20 protein-coding genes are annotated in these 17,321 nt (G+C 34.3%); 17 read left to right on the top strand and 3 right to left on the bottom strand.

Going from position 1 to position 17,321, the window contains the following annotated elements:
• Nucleotides 1-32: 32 nt before the first annotated feature.
• The gene (locus tag H8911_RS03085; protein ID WP_117926832.1) at nucleotides 33-1,199 is read right to left on the bottom strand and encodes a pyridoxal phosphate-dependent aminotransferase; all 1,167 of its coding nucleotides are present in this window, start codon (nucleotides 1,197-1,199) and stop codon (nucleotides 33-35) included.
• A complete protein-coding gene (locus H8911_RS03080) occupies nucleotides 1,199-1,693 on the bottom strand; it encodes an Lrp/AsnC family transcriptional regulator (protein ID WP_117926831.1) in 495 nt (164 codons plus the stop codon). Before H8911_RS03080 ends, H8911_RS03085 begins: the two co-directional genes overlap by 1 nt.
• Nucleotides 1,694-1,885: 192 nt before the next feature.
• On the opposite strand from H8911_RS03080, the gene gap reads away from it, so the two are divergent.
• The 16 genes from gap to fusA all read left to right on the top strand — a co-directional run bounded on the left by gap (nucleotide 1,886) and on the right by fusA (nucleotide 14,556).
• The gene (gene gap, locus H8911_RS03075) at nucleotides 1,886-2,899 is read left to right on the top strand and encodes a type I glyceraldehyde-3-phosphate dehydrogenase (protein WP_117926830.1); all 1,014 of its coding nucleotides are present in this window, start codon (nucleotides 1,886-1,888) and stop codon (nucleotides 2,897-2,899) included.
• Between the two features lie 134 nt (nucleotides 2,900-3,033).
• The gene (locus H8911_RS03070; RefSeq protein WP_186998664.1) at nucleotides 3,034-3,210 is read left to right on the top strand and encodes a hypothetical protein; all 177 of its coding nucleotides are present in this window, start codon (nucleotides 3,034-3,036) and stop codon (nucleotides 3,208-3,210) included.
• Entirely contained in the window at nucleotides 3,203-3,883 is a 681-nt protein-coding gene (locus H8911_RS03065; RefSeq protein WP_117925680.1) for a hypothetical protein, read from the top strand. The genes H8911_RS03070 and H8911_RS03065 overlap by 8 nt, the downstream gene beginning before the upstream one ends.
• A gap of 71 nt (nucleotides 3,884-3,954) precedes the next feature.
• On the top strand, nucleotides 3,955-5,286 hold the full coding sequence (cysS, locus tag H8911_RS03060; RefSeq protein ID WP_186998663.1) for a cysteine--tRNA ligase: 1,332 nt from the start codon (nucleotides 3,955-3,957) through the stop codon (nucleotides 5,284-5,286).
• On the top strand, nucleotides 5,286-5,672 hold the full coding sequence (locus H8911_RS03055; protein ID WP_117925678.1) for a Mini-ribonuclease 3: 387 nt from the start codon (nucleotides 5,286-5,288) through the stop codon (nucleotides 5,670-5,672). Before cysS ends, H8911_RS03055 begins: the two co-directional genes overlap by 1 nt.
• Entirely contained in the window at nucleotides 5,669-6,385 is a 717-nt protein-coding gene (gene rlmB / locus H8911_RS03050; protein WP_117925677.1) for a 23S rRNA (guanosine(2251)-2'-O)-methyltransferase RlmB, read from the top strand. The genes H8911_RS03055 and rlmB overlap by 4 nt, the downstream gene beginning before the upstream one ends.
• Nucleotides 6,386-6,460: 75 nt before the next feature.
• Nucleotides 6,461-7,057: a hypothetical protein gene (locus tag H8911_RS03045; protein ID WP_186998662.1), complete on the top strand. Its 597-nt coding sequence runs from the start codon at nucleotides 6,461-6,463 to the stop codon at nucleotides 7,055-7,057.
• 44 nt (nucleotides 7,058-7,101) lie between these two features.
• A complete protein-coding gene (gene rpmG, locus H8911_RS03040) occupies nucleotides 7,102-7,251 on the top strand; it encodes a 50S ribosomal protein L33 (protein WP_117571901.1) in 150 nt (49 codons plus the stop codon).
• 9 nt (nucleotides 7,252-7,260) lie between these two features.
• Nucleotides 7,261-7,458, top strand: a complete 198-nt coding sequence (gene secE, locus H8911_RS03035; RefSeq protein ID WP_117925675.1) for a preprotein translocase subunit SecE — start codon at nucleotides 7,261-7,263, stop codon at nucleotides 7,456-7,458.
• Between the two features lie 10 nt (nucleotides 7,459-7,468).
• The gene (gene nusG / locus H8911_RS03030) at nucleotides 7,469-8,014 is read left to right on the top strand and encodes a transcription termination/antitermination protein NusG (protein WP_117925674.1); all 546 of its coding nucleotides are present in this window, start codon (nucleotides 7,469-7,471) and stop codon (nucleotides 8,012-8,014) included.
• Nucleotides 8,015-8,037: 23 nt separating this feature from the next.
• A complete protein-coding gene (locus tag H8911_RS03025; protein ID WP_186998661.1) occupies nucleotides 8,038-8,808 on the top strand; it encodes an HAD-IIA family hydrolase in 771 nt (256 codons plus the stop codon).
• Between the two features lie 55 nt (nucleotides 8,809-8,863).
• Nucleotides 8,864-9,094, top strand: a complete 231-nt coding sequence (gene secG / locus H8911_RS03020; protein ID WP_003866033.1) for a preprotein translocase subunit SecG — start codon at nucleotides 8,864-8,866, stop codon at nucleotides 9,092-9,094.
• Nucleotides 9,095-9,139: 45 nt separating this feature from the next.
• Nucleotides 9,140-11,206 carry a ribonuclease R gene (gene rnr, locus H8911_RS03015; RefSeq protein ID WP_186998660.1) on the top strand — a complete coding sequence of 689 codons (2,067 nt, stop codon included), beginning with the start codon at nucleotides 9,140-9,142 and terminating at the stop codon, nucleotides 11,204-11,206.
• Nucleotides 11,199-11,579 carry a VOC family protein gene (locus H8911_RS03010; protein ID WP_186998659.1) on the top strand — a complete coding sequence of 127 codons (381 nt, stop codon included), beginning with the start codon at nucleotides 11,199-11,201 and terminating at the stop codon, nucleotides 11,577-11,579. Before rnr ends, H8911_RS03010 begins: the two co-directional genes overlap by 8 nt.
• A 222-nt stretch (nucleotides 11,580-11,801) precedes the next feature.
• Complete coding sequence (locus H8911_RS03005; RefSeq protein ID WP_186998658.1) at nucleotides 11,802-12,473, top strand: ankyrin repeat domain-containing protein; 672 nt, start codon at nucleotides 11,802-11,804, stop codon at nucleotides 12,471-12,473.
• 10 nt (nucleotides 12,474-12,483) lie between these two features.
• Nucleotides 12,484-14,556 carry an elongation factor G gene (fusA, locus tag H8911_RS03000; RefSeq protein ID WP_117925669.1) on the top strand — a complete coding sequence of 691 codons (2,073 nt, stop codon included), beginning with the start codon at nucleotides 12,484-12,486 and terminating at the stop codon, nucleotides 14,554-14,556.
• A gap of 40 nt (nucleotides 14,557-14,596) precedes the next feature.
• Here fusA and H8911_RS02995 read toward each other — a convergent pair whose 3' ends face one another.
• Nucleotides 14,597-15,253 carry an HAD-IIB family hydrolase gene (locus H8911_RS02995; RefSeq protein ID WP_369410292.1) on the bottom strand — a complete coding sequence of 219 codons (657 nt, stop codon included), beginning with the start codon at nucleotides 15,251-15,253 and terminating at the stop codon, nucleotides 14,597-14,599.
• Nucleotides 15,254-15,448: 195 nt separating this feature from the next.
• Here H8911_RS02995 and H8911_RS02990 point away from each other — a divergent pair, with 195 nt between their 5' ends.
• Nucleotides 15,449-17,185 (top strand): ABC transporter ATP-binding protein, encoded by a 1,737-nt coding sequence (locus H8911_RS02990; protein WP_186998657.1) that lies wholly within the window; start codon nucleotides 15,449-15,451, stop codon nucleotides 17,183-17,185.
• The last annotated feature ends 136 nt before the right edge of the window (nucleotides 17,186-17,321 follow it).

Raw genomic sequence — 17,321 nt, 5'->3', positions numbered from 1 at the left:
CATCCTTTTTTCTGTTTATTTGAAAAAAAGATCTAGACTGATTTGTCTAAATCCTTCAAGAATTGTTCTAAGCGAACAACAGCTTCTTTAATGTGATCTATGCTATATGCATAAGAGATACGAATGTATCCTTCACCACTTGGACCAAAGGCGTTTCCTGGAACACAGGCAACTTTTTGTTCTTGTAGTAATCTTTCGCAGAATGTTTCGGAATCAAGGCCTGTCGATTGAATATTACAGAATACATAGAATGTACCATGAGGCATATTTGTCTTTAGTCCCATACGATTGAGTCTGTTGACTAAGAAGTTTCTTCTTTTTAGATAATCATCTTTCATCATCAATACATCATCATAGCCGTTTTTAATGGCTTCGATACCTGCGTATTGAGACATAACAGGAGCTGACATGATCACATATTGGTGAATCTTATTCATAACAGAAGAAAGTTCTTTGTTGGCCATACAATAGCCTAGACGCCATCCTGTCATCGCATATGCTTTAGAAAAACCATTTACGACAATAATTTGAGATTTGATTTCGTCAAATTGGGCTAATGATGCAAAAGGCTGATCAAAGCTTAGTTCGGCATAGATTTCATCACTCACAACATATATACCTGATTCTTTGATGATATCAACAATTTTTGCGTAGTCCTCTTTTGTCATGACACCACCTGTAGGGTTGCTAGGATAATTGATGATCATCGCTTTTGTCTTTGGTGTGATGACTTTCTTTAAATCTTCTGGAAAAATTTTAAAGTCATTTTCTTCTTTTAACTGTAAAGGGACAACAACACCATCACTTAGTGTAACACTTGGTGCATAAGCAACGTAGTTAGGGTCTAATACAATAACTTCATCGCCAGGATTCAACAGGGCACGCATACATAAGTCAATGGCTTCACTACCACCAATTGTGACAATAACTTCATTTTCAGGATCATATGTTTGATTGTAATGTTCCTTATGGAATTTACAGATTTCTTCACGAAGCTCCAACAATCCACGATTGGCTGTATAGTGAGTATGTCCAGTGCTCATGTAGTGAATCGCGTTTTCACAAATGTGCCATGGCGTAGCGAAATCGGGTTCACCAACACCTAAAGAGATAACGCCTTCCATTGTGTTTGCTAAATCAAAGAATTTACGGATTCCACTTGGATTGATAGATGTTGCTTTTGTAGATAAACTCTTCATTATGGAGTCACAACCAATCTTGATTCTTTATCTTCTGGTTTGTCAATCATGACAATACCACTTTGCTTATATTGTTTTAAGACAAATAATGTCTTTGTGGAACGAACATCTTCAACACAGGCAATCTTATCTGAAACAAAGCGAGCCACTTCAAACATGGTTTTACCTTGTACTAAACATAAGAAATCACAATCTCCACTTAATAGATACATTGTATCTACTTCTGGATAGTTGGCAATCAATGCTGCTGTCTTGTCATAGCCTCTATTTCTTGTAGGTGTACAACTTACTTCAATATATGCTAAAACTTTTTGATCTTTTAACGCTTTATTGTAGTTGATAATTGTGTGATAGCCACAAATAATTTTGTTTTTTTCTAAAGATTGAATCTCTGATTTTATACTTGCTTCATCTTCATTCAAAATATCCGCTAGATCTTGTGAAGTTAGACGAGCATTATTTTCTAGTAAATCTAGGATTAAACTTTGGTTCATTTTTAATTCCTCCTTTTGAATATAATAGCACAATTAAGGTTATGTAAAAAGTGTGAAAATGCTTGAGAATGAATTGTAAATAGTCTAATATATAAGTGTTGTTAGTTGTAAAAAGTTTTACTTGTTAGAGAATTGACAAATCAACAGTAGGCTTTTATAATAACAATGGTATTTAAAGGAGGATTTACTGACATGACAGTAAAAGTTGCGATTAACGGTTTTGGACGTATCGGACGTTTGGCATTCCGTCAAATGTTTGGTGCTGAAGGCTACGAAGTAGTAGCTATCAATGACTTGACTAGCCCTAAGATGTTAGCTCACTTGTTGAAATATGATTCAACTCAAGGAACTTACGCTAAGGCTGACACAGTTGTTGCTGGTGAAAATTCAATTACAGTAGATGGAAAAGAAATCACTATCTACGCAGAAGCTGATGCTTCTAAATTACCTTGGGGTGAATTAGGCGTTGACGTAGTATTAGAATGTACAGGATTCTATACTTCAAAAGCTAAAGCAGAAGCACACATTAAAGCAGGTGCTCGTAAAGTTGTTATCTCTGCTCCAGCAGGAAATGACTTACCAACAATCGTTTACAATGTAAACCACGAAACATTAAAACCAGAAGATACAGTAATTTCTGCAGCTTCTTGTACAACAAACTGTTTAGCTCCAATGGCTAACGCTTTGAACCAATTAGCTCCAGTTAAATCAGGTATCATGACTACAGTTCACGCTTACACAGGTGACCAAATGACATTAGACGGACCTCAACGTAAAGGTGATTTACGTCGTAGCCGTGCTGCTGCAGTTAACATTGTTCCTAACTCAACAGGTGCTGCAAAAGCTATCGGATTAGTTATCCCTGAATTAAACGGAAAATTAATCGGATCTGCTCAACGTGTTCCAACTCCTACAGGATCAACTACTATTTTAGTAGCTGTTGTTGAAGGTGACGTAACTGTTGATCAAATCAACGCTGCTATGAAAGCTGCTACAACTGAATCGTTTGGATACACTGAAGAACAATTAGTATCTAGTGATATTATTGGTATGCGTTACGGATCATTGTTCGATGCAACTCAAACAATGGCTCACTCATTAGGTGACGGAACTACTCACGTACAAGTTGTTTCTTGGTACGACAACGAAAACTCTTACACAAGCCAAATGGTTCGTACAATTAAGTACTTCTCAGAATTAGCTTAATAATTGTAAGACTTTTAAAGGAATCCAATAGGGTTCCTTTTTTTTGTATACTTTACTAAAAAGTGCAAATCAAAACCTTGAAATAAATATATAAATCATGTATTCTAACCTTTAGAGATTGTGAGGTGTTAGCGGTGGGTATTCGACATCGTTTGACGGATTCTGAGCGTGATGATTTAACAAAAGATGTAGACGATTTAGATGCTGTTTACATGGAAAAATTAAGAAAAGATGGAATTGACGAAGATTTATTAGCTCAGTTTCGTGATTTAACTTTAGAATTAGAAAAGGATAAGGAACAAAATGGATAGTAAGACAATGAATGTAATGATCATAATTATATTGACATTAGTATTTATCTTAGTGCCAATAATTATGAAAAAAGTTGTATGGAAGAAGTTATTAGTTCAATTGAACAATGAACAATATGACGAATTCTACAAAACATTAGATACAGGAATATGTAAATTCTCATATCAGGCATTTAACCGTGAGTATATGCGATTAAGTGGCTATTTGGCACAAAGAAATGATACGAAAATCGAAGAACAATTTGAATTGTTGAAAAATATGCGTATTTCAAATAAACAAAAGGCTAGTGTCGCAACTCGTGGATTTTATTATTATTTAGAAAAAGGAAAAATCAAAAAAGCAGAGGGCATGCTTTCTTATGGAAAAAGCTATGTTGATGAAAAGACATTCAAGAATATGCAGATTCAATTCAGCATATTAATGAAGAAAGAAGCCAAATATATTGATGACTGTAAAGAAATTTTAAATGGTATGTGGGATGGTAAGTCAGAACTAGACAACAATAAAAAATTCCCTGTTGGAACCATTCAATATTTAATTGGGCTTCAATATTCTTATTTAAAAGATGTGGATCATATGATGGAATACTTTAATCCTGCATTAGAAAATTTAGCAGGTACACCATATGAAGAAGATATTCGTCGTATCATGACTAAATTACATGTAGGCTGACCATTTGGTTAGCTTTTTTTTTCATGTTTTGTATTGTATAATAAAAAATATGAATTGGAGGACATTTTATTATGAAATTATATAATAGTTATTCTCAAACCATTGAAGAATTAAAACCAATCGAACCAGGAAAGATTTCCATGTACGTATGTGGACCAACGGTCTATAACTATCCACATATTGGAAATGCTCGTCCTATCGTTGTATTTGATACATTAAAAAAAACATTGTCTGCACAAGGTTATGAAGTGACTTTTGCTTCAAACTATACAGATGTAGACGATAAGATCATTAAAACGGCTATTGAACAAAATGTTACTGAAAAGGAAATCACTGACAAATTTATTGTTGCCTATAACGATGTACGTAAAGGTTTACATGCAGATCTTCCAGCCTATGCACCTCGCGTTACAGAAACAATGGATCGTATTATCGAATTTATTGATAAGATGGTTAAAAATGGTTCAGCTTATCAAGTGAGAGGCGATGTTTATTTCCGAGTTAATAGTGATAAAAAATATGGAGAACTGTCTCATCAAAGTATTGATGATCTAATGGTTGGTGCTCGTATTGATGAAAATGAAAAGAAGGAGAATCCATTAGATTTTACTTTATGGAAAGAGACAACGGAAGGAATTAAATGGGATTCACCTTGGTCAAAAGGACGTCCAGGATGGCATACAGAATGTGTGGTTATGATACAGGATGTATTTAAGAAAACATTGATTGATATCCATGGTGGTGGTTTAGATTTAAAATTTCCTCACCACGAAAATGAGATTGCCCAATGTGAAGTATGCAACGATACACACTTGGCAAATATCTGGGTACACAATGGTATGATCAATATCAACGGTATCAAGATGTCAAAATCATTAGGTAATGTATGGTGGGCTAAAGACTTGATCGCAAACCATGGAGGAAACTTAACTCGTTGGTTGATGATTTCTACACATTATCGCGCTCCACTAAACTTAAATGAAGAAGCATTTTCAACTTCAAAGAAAGAATTAGATAAGATTGCAGCTGCTTATAAACAGGCTTGTGTAAAACTTGCTTTATCAAATGCTAAAGAAACAACTGCGTTTGATGAAACGTATACTTCATTTATTGATGCATTAAATGATGATTTAAATACACCTAATGCGATCAGTGTTGTTTATGAAGTCGTTAAAAAAATCAATCAGGCGGTTCGTCAAAGAGAAATCGATGTTGAAAATTTAGCTGTTTTAGTACATACATTAGAAAAGATGCTTTATATTTTAGGTATTGAATTTGATAAGATTACAATGAGTGAAGAAGATAAAGAAATGTATCAAAACTGGAGAAGTGCAGTTAAAGAAAAAGATTTTGAAACAGCGGATACACTTCGTGCTGCATTGATTGAAAAAGGAATTCTGTAATGGAAATTGTAACGGAAAATGCGACAAGTCTAGCATGGATTGGTGATGCCGTTATGTCTTTGGCTGTGCGCGAACACCTTCTAAGTTTAGGGTATCGCAAGGCCCATGTTCTTCAGAAGAAAAACGCTGTAATTTGTAGTGCTAAAGGGCAATCTGTTATGTTGAATACAATGATGGATGAAGATTTCTTTACCGAGGATGAGAAAATGATTCTTGCACGTGGAAGAAATGCGACGATTCATTCAAAGGCTAAAAATGCGACACACAAAACATACTTAGAAGCAACCGCATTAGAATCTATGTTGGGATATTTATATTTATATGGACATCAGGATAGACTTAAGGTTTGTCTAGATAGAATAATTGATATAGGGGACAGTCTATGATCGTATATGGAAAAAATGTGTATTCTACACTTCAAAATGATCCGGATTCAATCGAAAAAGTATATGTACTTCAGGGATTGAAAGACGCAAAGCTTTTAAAATCGATTCAAAAATCAAATTTAAAGGTAGAGTATTGTAATCGTGCAAAATTAGATAAAATTGCGAATTCGACACATCATAATGGAGTTGCGGTAAAAGTAAGTGAAATTGAAACATATAGTATTGAAGAATTAGTTAGACGAGCTAAAAAGCCTGGCTTATTAGTGGCTTTGGACGGTGTTCAAGATCCACATAATGTAGGTGCTATTTTAAGAACTTGTGATTGTACGGGTGTTGATGGTGTCATCTTGACGAAACACAATAGTTGTGGATTAACTCCAACGGTTGTTAAGGCAAGTACAGGAGCTGCTTATACTGTACCTGTTTCGATTGTGACGAATTTATCGCAGACATTAAGAAACTTGAAACAAGAAGGATATTGGGTTGTTGGTACAGATATGAAGGATGCAAGAGAATATCGTGAAGGTATGTATGATTCACCAACTGTATTAGTTATAGGATCTGAGGGTCAGGGTATTTCAAATCTTGTAAAGAAACAATGTGACTATATGGTGTATCTACCAATGGTCGGAAGTATCACTTCATTAAATGCGAGTGTTGCAGCAGCTGTCTTGATGTATGAGGTATACAACCAAAGAAATCCAATCAAATAAGTCGATTTTTTATAAAATCGGCTTTTTTAATGTCTTTTTCACATTGCCTCGTTATAATGGATTTAGGTGATAAAGATGAATATATATGAATGTATATACATGGTTCAAATGAATGATTTTACAGAAATGAAAAATTTGATTCAGTACTATAGACCTATGGTGACGGACATATGGGCGGATGTCTTTGTACGAAAGACAAACACAATTCTTTGCGAAAAAGAAGAATTCTATCGTCATGCCGATTTATTGTTGTATCATTGTATATTTGAATATCGAATGGATCGTGCACTTTCGTTTTCAGGATTTTATAGGCGTTGCACTAAAAATAAGGCCTATGATATTTTGCGTCATAGCATAAGAAAGCAGTGTTACTCAAATCAAACCTGTATTAGTTTAGACCAAAGAATTCGTGAGGATACAAAACTATACTATGGTGATGTGAACATGTTCGATTCATTAGAAGTTCATGATGTTGTTTTAGATAAACTCATGTGGGAATATACAAAAAATCGTATAAACCGTGTTTTTGGTAAAGATTATGTACAGATCATTGACTATCGAATGGAGGGCTATACTTTAAAAAATATAGCGGAAGAACTTGGCTTAAGTGCTTCAAAGGTAAGTTTTATGTTTGAAAAGGTAAAAAAGTGGTATACGACAATTGACAGTTGACTGGATAAAATGGTACATTTATTGAGTTAAGGAGCGTGAAGGAATTGGCAGATAAAGTTGTTTTGACGTGTACAGAGTGTTTATCAAGAAATTATACGACCCCAAAGAATAAGAAGACCAACACGCAACGTCTTGAAATTAAAAAGTATTGTCCAAAGTGTGGCAAGCATACTTTGCATAAGGAAACAAAGTGAGGAATCCATATGAGTAAAGAAAAAAAAGAAAGAACATATTCACCATCAAAAGTGTTCAAAGAATTAAAAACTGTTAAATGGCCAACATTTAAAGAATTAATGTCATCAAGTGGTTTGGTAATCGTATTTACAGTATTATTTGGTTTGTATTTCTTTGTTTGTGAGGTTTTATCAAGCGGTCTTGTGAAAGTGATCGTTGGCGCATAGGGAGGAAAATATGTCAGAGTTAAAAAAAGAATGGTATGTAGTAAATACATATGCAGGTCAAGAAAATCGTGTAAAAGAAAACTTGGAACGTCGTGTAAAAACTATGGGTCTTGAAGATTCTTTGTTCCAGATCGTCGTTGCTGAAGAAAAAGAAATTGAATATAAAAATGGTAAACCAGTAGAAAAAACACACAATTTATTCTCTGGTTATTTATTAGTGCAAATGATTATGACAGATGAAGCTTGGTATGTTGTACGTAATACACCAGGTGTAACTGGATTTATTGGATCAAGCGGAAAGGGTGCTAAACCATTCCCAGTAGCTCAAGAAGAAGTTGATGCTGTATTACGTCGTCTAGGACGTCAGGATGTAAATGTTCAAGTTGATTTTGAAGTGGGAGACCGTGTAGAAATCACAAATGGAGCTTTCAAAAACTCCGAAGGTGTTATTGAAGCTATGGACGAAGAAAAGAAAGAAGCTACAGTTCTATTAATCTTATTTGGTCGTGAAACACCAACAGAAATTCCATATATGGATTTAAAGAAAGTCGACTAAGACTTTCTTTTTTTAGGTGAATTATGAAAACTTTAGTATTTGACTTAGATGGCACAATGTATCGTGGGACGCAGATTATTGAAAGTGCTCATCAATTTTTAGATTATTGTATCCAAATGGACATTCCATTTATTTTTTTGACAAACAATTCGATGCGTACCCCACAAGAAAATGTAAAGCATATGGAAGAGATGGGATATACAAATATTAAGCCAGAGATGTTTTATAATAGTGCCATGGCAGCTAGCCAATATGTTAAGAAACATTATGAAGGGAATAAAGCTTATTATATTGGAAAACAAGGCATGAAAGATGCATTGAATCAAGAAGGTTTTATTATTGATGATGAAAATCCAGATTTTGTCTTTATAGGATTGGATAAAGATGCCACATATGCATCTTACTCAAAAGCTCTATCTTTGATTTTAAATGGAGCCAAAATTATTGGTACAAATAATGATCGTATTTTAGCAAAACCAGGTGGATTTGAAGTTGGTAATGGCAGTGTCGTAGATATGTTTGAATATGCAGCTAATCAAAAATCCCCTCGTATTGGTAAGCCAAATCGAGCGATTCTTGATTTGTGTTTAGAATATTTTGGCTTAAAAGAAGATGAAATTGTATTAATTGGTGATAATCTAGAAACGGATATTAAACTTGGGTATGAACAAAATATTGAAACGGTGCTTGTACAGACGGGGGTTCACAACAAGGAAGATATTGACCGACTAAAAATTTATCCAACTCATGTAGTGAATACGTTGATGGATTTAGTAGACTATAATTTTGACTAGTATTTTTATTGAATTATTGGTATAATCGAAATATCGTAGAAGGTGTGATGAAAAAATGAAAGATATATTAAACGTGGTTTTAATGACATTATCTGGTGTTATTATTATATTGACATTATTACAAAGTGGTAAATCAGACGGGTTGTCTGCTGCCTTTACAGGAAGTGGAGATTTGAACTTGTTTGCGGTACAAAAAGAAAGAGGTCCTGAAAAAGTTATCTCTCGTTTAACTTTGTTTTGTGGAATTTTGTTCTTTGCGATTGTAATCGCATTGCAGATTGTGTAATTAAAAGACCGTTAAGGTCTTTTTTCTGTTTTAAAGGAGGAAAAAATGAAAGAAAAGATCATTCAATATCTAGAAGAAAAAAAAGAATGTAAAATACGCGATTTAGAAAAAATAGTAAGACCTAAATCAAGTAAAGAATTTACAGAAATGGTGAAGTCTTTAAATGAATTAGAAGATGAAAAATTGATTTATAACGATCATACAAGCCTATATTTGATTGATGATATACATTTTATGGCTGGAAGTGCAAAAGATATTTCCAGATATGAAATTGCTGTATTTAATGAAAATAATAAGGTGTATGTTCCGAAAAATAAAAAGATGAAGATCTTTGATAAAGATGAAGTTTTAGTGCGATTAAAGCCAGAACCGTCTTTAATCAAAGTGTTTAATCATGGATTGACAAATATTACAGGAGTTATGATTCTTAAAAAGAAGAAAACATTCTTCTATAGCGATTTAGATTTACACTGTTCAATTCGTGTAGTCAATGAAAAAGAATTTAGTTTTAAAAAACGTACAAAAGTTGTATGCCAAATTGTGAAGTATGCAGATCCTCTAGAAGTAAGGATCATCCAAGTCTTAGGACATCCAGACGATGCAGGCGTAGATATTAGTGCTATGCTTACGAGCAACCAAGTTCGTCAGGTATTTAATGGGAAAATTGTAAAGGAGTGTAAAAGAACCCCGGCAAAAGTACAAAAGGATGAACTTGAAAATCGTAAAGATTTAAGAAATCTATTAACTGTCACAATTGATGGGGATGACGCCAAGGATTTTGATGATGCGATATCGATTGTGAAAAATGAAAAGGGATATTTATTGTATGTACATATTGCCGATGTTTCACATTATGTAAAAGAAAATAGTGCCCTTGATCAAGAAGCCTATTTACGAGGAAACTCTATATATGTTTGTGATCGAGTTGTGCCTATGCTTCCATTTGATTTGAGTAACGGTATTTGTTCATTAAATCCAAATGTAGACCGTTTAACGATTACTTGTGCTATGCAAGTGGATGAGAGGGGAAATCTATTAACATATAATGTCTTCCCGAGTGTGATTCATTCCGATAAGCGCTGCACATATAAAAAGGTAAACGCATGTTTAGCTGCAGATGAAACTATACTGGAAGAGTATTCAGAAGTTAAAGATTTATTGTTTACTCTAGAATCTTTAGCTAAATTATTAAAGAAACAGTCACACAATCGTGGATGTATTGATTTTAATACCAAAGAAGCAAAGATCATTATGGATAAAAATGGTTATCCTGTAGATGTAACAGTTTTAGAGCGCGGCTTTGCCGAACAAATGATTGAAGAATGTATGATCTTAGCCAATGTTTGTGTGGCTCACCATATGCATGTGAATAAAATTCCAAGCATGTATCGTGTGCATGAAAATCCAGATCCTAAAAAAGTGGCGACAATCTGTACCGTTGCGAATTCTTTACGTATTCCATTTGATTTCTATCCAGATGAAGTAAATGCTAGCCAAATCCAAAAATTCTTAGAATCGATTCAAGATGAAAATTCATATGAAGTCTTGTCTATGGTAGCTTTGCGTTCTATGCAAAAGGCGCGTTATGATGCGCATTGTTTAGGACATTTTGGTTTGGCACTTGAAGAGTATTGTCATTTTACAAGTCCAATTCGTCGTTATTCAGACTTAGTTGTACACCGTATGCTGCATGCATATTGTTTTAATGAACAAAAGCGTACACCATCAAATGATGAAAAGAAAATCGAAAAACAGGCTTTCCATATTTCTGAAAAAGAAAGAGATGCGATTATGATGGAAAGAATGGTGAATGACTATAAGAAGGCGCAGTTCATGGAGAAAAGAATTGGTCAAGTTTTTGAAGGAACAATTGTTGGTGTGATGAGTTTTGGTTTCTTTGTGGAAATGGATAATACAGTGGAAGGACTTGTTCCAGTTCATACTTTATCAAATGACTTTTACGATTATGATGAGGATACAATGACTTTAAAGGGACAGACACATGGTAAAGTGTTCCAAATGGGAATGCGTGTACGTGTTGTTTGTACGGATGTCCAAAGAGAAAAAGGACAAGTGACATTTAGTTTGTTAGAAAGAAGAAATCATGATTAAGGGAATTCACCATGTTGCATTTAAATGTGAGACCCAAGAACAATATGATGAAATGATTTGTTTCTATCATGAATTATTAGAACTTCCCGTATTGAGAAAGTGGGATACAGGCATTCATTTAGATTGTTTTAATAGTTGTATTGAAATATTTTTGGATGGCACAAAATCAGTTGGGAAAGGATGTATTCGTGATTTTGCGTTTGCGACAGATCATGTGGATGAACTTGTTGAAAAAGTTCGTAATGCTGGCTATAGAGTGAGTGTGGAGCTTAAAAATGTATTTATGAAAACAAATCCAGTTTCTCCAATTCTAGTGGCTTTTATTGAAGGTCCGCTTCATGAATCTATTGAATTATTTTGTGAAAAGGCATAATTGGTAGGTTTTCTGTCCAAGTTGGTACTTGATTTGCACTAAATATTTTCTTTGTTAGAATGGAATCAGTTAAACAAAGGAGTGATTGAGATGAATCAAGTTCAAGGCGTAAAAGTAAATAAAAATTTCAATCTTTTCTTTGTACATATGTAAACTGGGGTGAACTATCATTCCAGTTTTTCTGTGATTTCAAGAGCAATAATGATGAGGAGGATGATTGAAATGGATCAGAATTTTAATAAGGTATTTTGGGATGCATGTGCGAATGGAGATTTCCCAATGGTTTGTTCTCAAATCAAAGCAGGAGCGGACGTAAACTACCAGAATGGTGATGGCCGTACTGCATTGATGCGTGCAAGTAAGCGTGACCGTAAAGATGTTGTGCAGGTTTTACTTGATAATGGGGCTGATGTGAATATTTCAGATAATAAAGGGAAAACAGCTTTAATGACAGCTGCAAAAAAAGGTAATAAAACAATCTTAAAGGCTTTGATTGATGCAGGTGCAGATGTCAATGCCAAAGATGACAGAGGACGTACAGCTTTAATGCGTGCTTGCTTATTAGGACAAGATCGTTGTGTTGAAGTATTATTAGATGCTGGGGCAAAAATCAATGATCAAGATGAGGTAGGTCGTAGTGCTTTAATGGAAGCTTGTATTGCGTTTAAGCGTGACACAATTCACTTATTGCTTGAAAGAAACGCAGATGTAAACTTATTTGATAATAATGGTGTAACTGCATTGATGCGTGCAGCTTATGGAGGATATCCAAGTTTAGTGGAAAAATTATTGGCATATGGCGCTGATAAAGATATGATAGATAAACAAGGTAATGTTGCATTAGATTATGTTCGTGAACATTGTAGAGCTCAATTAGAGCCAATCTTAAGATGAGGTTAAGCGTATGAGAGATTATCAGAGTTTTGAAGTACGTAACGTAAGCGTAATCGGACATAGTGGAGCTGGAAAAACAAGTGTTCTAGAAGCTATGTTATATTATACAAAGGCAACAGATCGTTTTGGTAAAACAACAGAAGGAAGTTCAATGATCGATTTCGATGTTGAAGAAATTCGTCGTGGACTATCTGTTTATACAACAATTGTTCCAATTGAATGGGAAGATAGTAAAATTAATTTCATTGACACACCAGGCTATTTAGACTTTGTTGGTGAAAAACAAGGTGGTTTTGCGGTAGGTGATTCAAGTTTAATCGTAGTTAATGCCAAAGATCCTTTACAATCAGGAACTAAATTGGCTTATAAACAAGCTATAGCTGAAAAGAAGCCTACAATTTTTTTTATCAATAAGTTAGATGAAGAACACACAAGTTTTGATGCAAGTTATCAAGCATTGCGTGAAGAATTTGGTAAGAGTGTTATTCCATTTGAGGTTCCTATCGTTGAAGATGGAAAAATCGTCGGATCTGTAAATATCATTAAAAATAAAGCCTGGTATTATAGTCCGGAATTAGCTGATAAAGCATGCCCAGTGCCTGAATCTATGCAAGAAGAAGTGGCTCTTTATAAAGATCAGATTGCCGAAGCGGTTGCGATGGGCGATGATGAATTAATGGAAAAATTCTTCTCTGGTGAAGAATTTAGTGATGCAGAATTAAAACGTGGTGTGCGTATTGGTGTACGTAATGGAGAAATTTGTCCAGTATATTCTGGTAGTGCAGTCAATTCAATTGGTATCCAACGTTTGATGGATTTAATCGTTGATTATTTCCCAACATACTCAGAAAGAGGTATGTACACAGCTACAACTCCAAATGGTGTTAAAGTTGAATTGTTGACAAGTGAAACAGAAGTTTTAACAGCACAAGTATTTAAAACGATTATGGACCCATTTGTTGGAAGAATCAGTTATGTAAAAGTATTGAGTGGTGTACTTGCAGCTGATAGTACAGTTGTGAATGCCAATAATGGTAAACCTGAAAAAATCAGTCAAATCTATATCGTTAAAGGTAAACACCAGACAGCAGCTGGTAAATTGTTTACTGGAGATATTGGTGCTTTAGTAAAACTACAAAATACTAGAACAAACGATACATTGTGTGATAAAGGCAAATTGTTGATGGCAGATCCAATCACATTCGATACACCGATGTATGGACAAGCTGTTGTGCCTAAGACTAAAAATGACGAGGATCGTTTATCAAATGGACTTGCTCGTTTACAGGAAGAAGATCCAACATTTAAAGTTGTAAACAATCCAGAAACAAAAGAAACAGTGATTTATGGTGTGGGTGATCAACACTTAGATGTCATTGTAAATAAATTAAATTCTAAATTTAAAGCTGAAGTTGTTTTAAGTGATCCAAAAATCACATATCGTGAAACAATCACAAAGACAGCTGTTGGTGAAGGTCGTCATAAAAAACAATCTGGTGGACATGGACAATTTGGACATGTATTTGTAGAATTTAGTCCAAATCCAGATGAAGAAGAAATGGTATTTGCAGAAAAAGTATTTGGTGGAGCTGTTCCGAAACAATATTTCCCGGCCGTAGAAACTGGACTTCGTGAATGCTGCCAAAAAGGTCCTTTAGCAGGATATAAGATGGTCAATGTGAAGACAACATTATTAGATGGTAAATATCATGATGTTGACTCAAGTGAAATGGCATTTAAAATGGCTTCTCATTTAGCTTATAAAGACGCGATGACTAAAGTTCGTCCAATCTTATTAGAACCAATCATGAATGTTAAGATTCGTGTTCCAGATGAATTTACAGGAGCTGTAATTGGTGATATGAATAAACGTAGAGGTTCAATTATGGGTATGACTCCAGTGGATTCAGATCAAGAAATTGATGCACAAGTTCCAATGGCAAATATGTCTAGATATTGTGTTGAATTAAGAAGTATGACAACTGGTTTAGGTACTTATACAATGGAAATGGACCGATATGATCCAGTGCCAGAACCTTATGCTTCAAGAGTGATTGAAGAGAGCAAAAAAGAAAAAGAATAGAACATACGTAAAAAGACAGCAAGAAAACTGCTGTCTTTTTCTATATAATTTCAAAATGTTTTAGTGCACTGACTATTCCATCTTCTTGTACAGAATCTGTAATGTAGTCAGCTACAGCTTTTACATTGTCTTTGGCATTACCCATCGCAACACCGGTACCAACATATTTCAACATCGAAATATCGTTTCCTCCATCGCCAAAGGCCGTGGCTTCCTCTTTGTTGAAATTGAAGTAATCCAATATTTTTTGAATACCTATATCTTTTCCACCATTACAAGGAATGATATCACAAGCTCTATTCCACCAGCGAGCCACTTTTAATGTAGTTGTGTTTTCTAGAATCAACTCATCTTGATCTTCTGTAGTGGCAACCATCATTTGATAAATTTCTTCTTCCATAAAATTATTAAATTCATCAAGTACATGAACATGTTGGTTGGCAATCATGAAATATTCTTCTAAGATTTCATCATCAAAATTACATCCCATCTTATTGATTCCAGCTAGAGCAACTGCTTTATTTAGTCTTTTTGCGTTTTTGACGAATGTTTCAATATCTTTCTTATCTATGGGATTCTTGTAAATCAATTCATTTTTGGTGAAACAATAGGAGATATTAAAAGAAAGTACTCCATCAAATTCGATGCCTTGAAATTTAGGAACGACAAAAGGTGGACTTCCTGTCGCTAAAATGATTTTGATGCCTTTTTACTTAACAAAGTTTAATGCATCAACTAGTTCTTGGTGCATTTCCTTCTTGCCAAGTTCTAAAAGTGTGCCATCAATATCAAAAAATAAAATTTTAATCATAATTCATTCTTGTTTTATTTTAGCATTACTTTGGAAAATTCAATAAATTTTGTGTATAATACAGAAATCAGGAGGGTGTATATGAGTACATTTAAACGATTTTTACAATATTATAAACCATATAAAGGGATTTTCTTTATGGATCTATTTTGTGCACTTATCATGTGTATTGTTGATCTATCATTTCCTTTGATTCTAAGTTATTGTACAGGACAATTTTTTTTGAAGTCATCCAATGAAATTTTAAAAGGAGTTTTCGTATTAGGAATAGGTTTGTTCGTTATGTATGTGATACGAGCATTATGTCGTTATTACGTGAGTTGTCAAGGCCATGTGATGGGAGCCAACATGGAAAGTGATATGCGTCAAGACTTATTCAATCAATATCAACGTTTATCTTTCTCCTATTATGATAAACACAATACAGGGGTTATGATGTCTCGTGTTGTTTCAGACTTATTTGATATTTGTGAGTTTGCACATCATGGTCCTGAAAACCTATTTATTTCATTATTCAAAATTGTCGGATCTTTCATTATTTTGGCTACGATTTATTGGCCATTGGCATTGATTCTTTTGGCTGTGACTGTTGTGATGATGGTGTTTAGTTATTCTCAAAATAAAAAGATGCGAAGAACCTTTATGGAAAACAGAAAGAAGATTGGTAGTGTGAATGCAAGTCTTCAAGATTCTTTGGGTGGTATTCGTGTTGTACAGTCTTTTGCGAATGAAGATATTGAAATTGATAAATTCAATCATTCAAACATGGAATTCTTGGAATCTAAAAAAGACAATTATCGTGTTATGGGTACTTTTCAAGGTGGAAATAATTTCTTCCAAGGACTTTTATATGTCACAATCATTATATTTGGTGGGCTGTTTATCGCTAATGGCGATTTAAACCCAATTGTGTTAGCTACGTTTGCCTTATATATCAATGTCTTTGTTTCTCCAATTGAAGTCTTGGTTGAATTTACGGAGATGTTCCAAAAAGGATTCTCTGGATTTAGACGTTTTGAAGAGGTTATGAATGAAGTTCCTGAAATTCAAGATTCTAAAAATGCCAAGGATTTAGAAAATGTTTCCGGAAATATTGATTTTGATCATGTGTCTTTCCAATATACTGAGAATGAAAAGGTTATTGATGATGTAAATTTACATATCAAGGCCGGTGAAAAGATTGCTTTAGTGGGACCAAGTGGTTCTGGTAAGACTACACTTTGTTCGTTATTGTCTCGCTTTTATGATGTCACAAATGGATCTATTCGTATTGATGGTCAAAATATTAAAGATGTAACTTTAAAATCTCTTCGTTCAAACATTGGTTTAGTACAACAAGATGTATATTTGTTTACCGGAACGATTGAACAAAATATCGCTTATGGAAGACCTGGTGCAAGCCATGAAGAGATCGTAAAGGCAGCTAAAAAGGCGAATATCCATGATTTTATTATGTCTTTACCAGAAGGATATAATACGTTCTGTGGGGAAAGAGGAACGCGTTTATCTGGTGGACAAAAACAACGTATCTCGATTGCACGTGTATTCTTAAAAAATCCTAAAATCTTGATTTTAGATGAGGCTACGAGTGCCTTGGATAATGAGAGTGAGAGAATCATTCAAAAAAGTTTAGAAGATTTAAGCAAGAATCGTACTTGTATTACGATTGCCCATCGTTTATCTACGATTCGTAATGCAGATGAGATTGTCGTAATTGATGCGACAGGTATGCATGAACGTGGAACGCATGATGAATTGATGAAATTAAATGGTACTTATGCGAAATATTATAAGCTTCAATTTGAGGGGTTAAATTAGCAGGCATGCAAATGTCTGCTTTTCTGTACGACAGGCAGTCGTGCTTATAGTTGATAATCAATCACCGATTATCAACTGTTTTATTTTAGAGACAATAAAGTACAAGATACTCGTAACACTATACAAAAGTCATTGA

The organism is Holdemanella hominis (genome assembly GCF_014306155.1).
Classification (GTDB): Bacteria; Bacillota_I; Bacilli_A; order Erysipelotrichales; family Erysipelotrichaceae; genus Holdemanella; species Holdemanella hominis.
This window is presented reverse-complemented; position numbering and strand designations above follow the sequence as displayed.

Excerpts from the sequence above, each read along its gene's own strand:
- H8911_RS03085 (WP_117926832.1), bottom strand. The coding sequence starts at position 1,199 with ATGAAGAGTTTATCTACAAAAGCAACATCTATCAATCCAAGTGGAATC.
- H8911_RS03080 (WP_117926831.1), bottom strand. The coding sequence starts at position 1,693 with ATGAACCAAAGTTTAATCCTAGATTTACTAGAAAATAATGCTCGTCTA.
- gap (WP_117926830.1), top strand. The coding sequence starts at position 1,886 with ATGACAGTAAAAGTTGCGATTAACGGTTTTGGACGTATCGGACGTTTG.
- H8911_RS03065 (WP_117925680.1), top strand. The coding sequence starts at position 3,203 with ATGGATAGTAAGACAATGAATGTAATGATCATAATTATATTGACATTA.
- cysS (WP_186998663.1), top strand. The coding sequence starts at position 3,955 with ATGAAATTATATAATAGTTATTCTCAAACCATTGAAGAATTAAAACCA.
- H8911_RS03055 (WP_117925678.1), top strand. The coding sequence starts at position 5,286 with ATGGAAATTGTAACGGAAAATGCGACAAGTCTAGCATGGATTGGTGAT.
- rlmB (WP_117925677.1), top strand. The coding sequence starts at position 5,669 with ATGATCGTATATGGAAAAAATGTGTATTCTACACTTCAAAATGATCCG.
- H8911_RS03045 (WP_186998662.1), top strand. The coding sequence starts at position 6,461 with ATGAATATATATGAATGTATATACATGGTTCAAATGAATGATTTTACA.
- secE (WP_117925675.1), top strand. The coding sequence starts at position 7,261 with ATGAGTAAAGAAAAAAAAGAAAGAACATATTCACCATCAAAAGTGTTC.
- nusG (WP_117925674.1), top strand. The coding sequence starts at position 7,469 with ATGTCAGAGTTAAAAAAAGAATGGTATGTAGTAAATACATATGCAGGT.
- H8911_RS03025 (WP_186998661.1), top strand. The coding sequence starts at position 8,038 with ATGAAAACTTTAGTATTTGACTTAGATGGCACAATGTATCGTGGGACG.
- secG (WP_003866033.1), top strand. The coding sequence starts at position 8,864 with ATGAAAGATATATTAAACGTGGTTTTAATGACATTATCTGGTGTTATT.
- rnr (WP_186998660.1), top strand. The coding sequence starts at position 9,140 with ATGAAAGAAAAGATCATTCAATATCTAGAAGAAAAAAAAGAATGTAAA.
- H8911_RS03010 (WP_186998659.1), top strand. The coding sequence starts at position 11,199 with ATGATTAAGGGAATTCACCATGTTGCATTTAAATGTGAGACCCAAGAA.
- H8911_RS03005 (WP_186998658.1), top strand. The coding sequence starts at position 11,802 with ATGGATCAGAATTTTAATAAGGTATTTTGGGATGCATGTGCGAATGGA.
- fusA (WP_117925669.1), top strand. The coding sequence starts at position 12,484 with ATGAGAGATTATCAGAGTTTTGAAGTACGTAACGTAAGCGTAATCGGA.
- H8911_RS02990 (WP_186998657.1), top strand. The coding sequence starts at position 15,449 with ATGAGTACATTTAAACGATTTTTACAATATTATAAACCATATAAAGGG.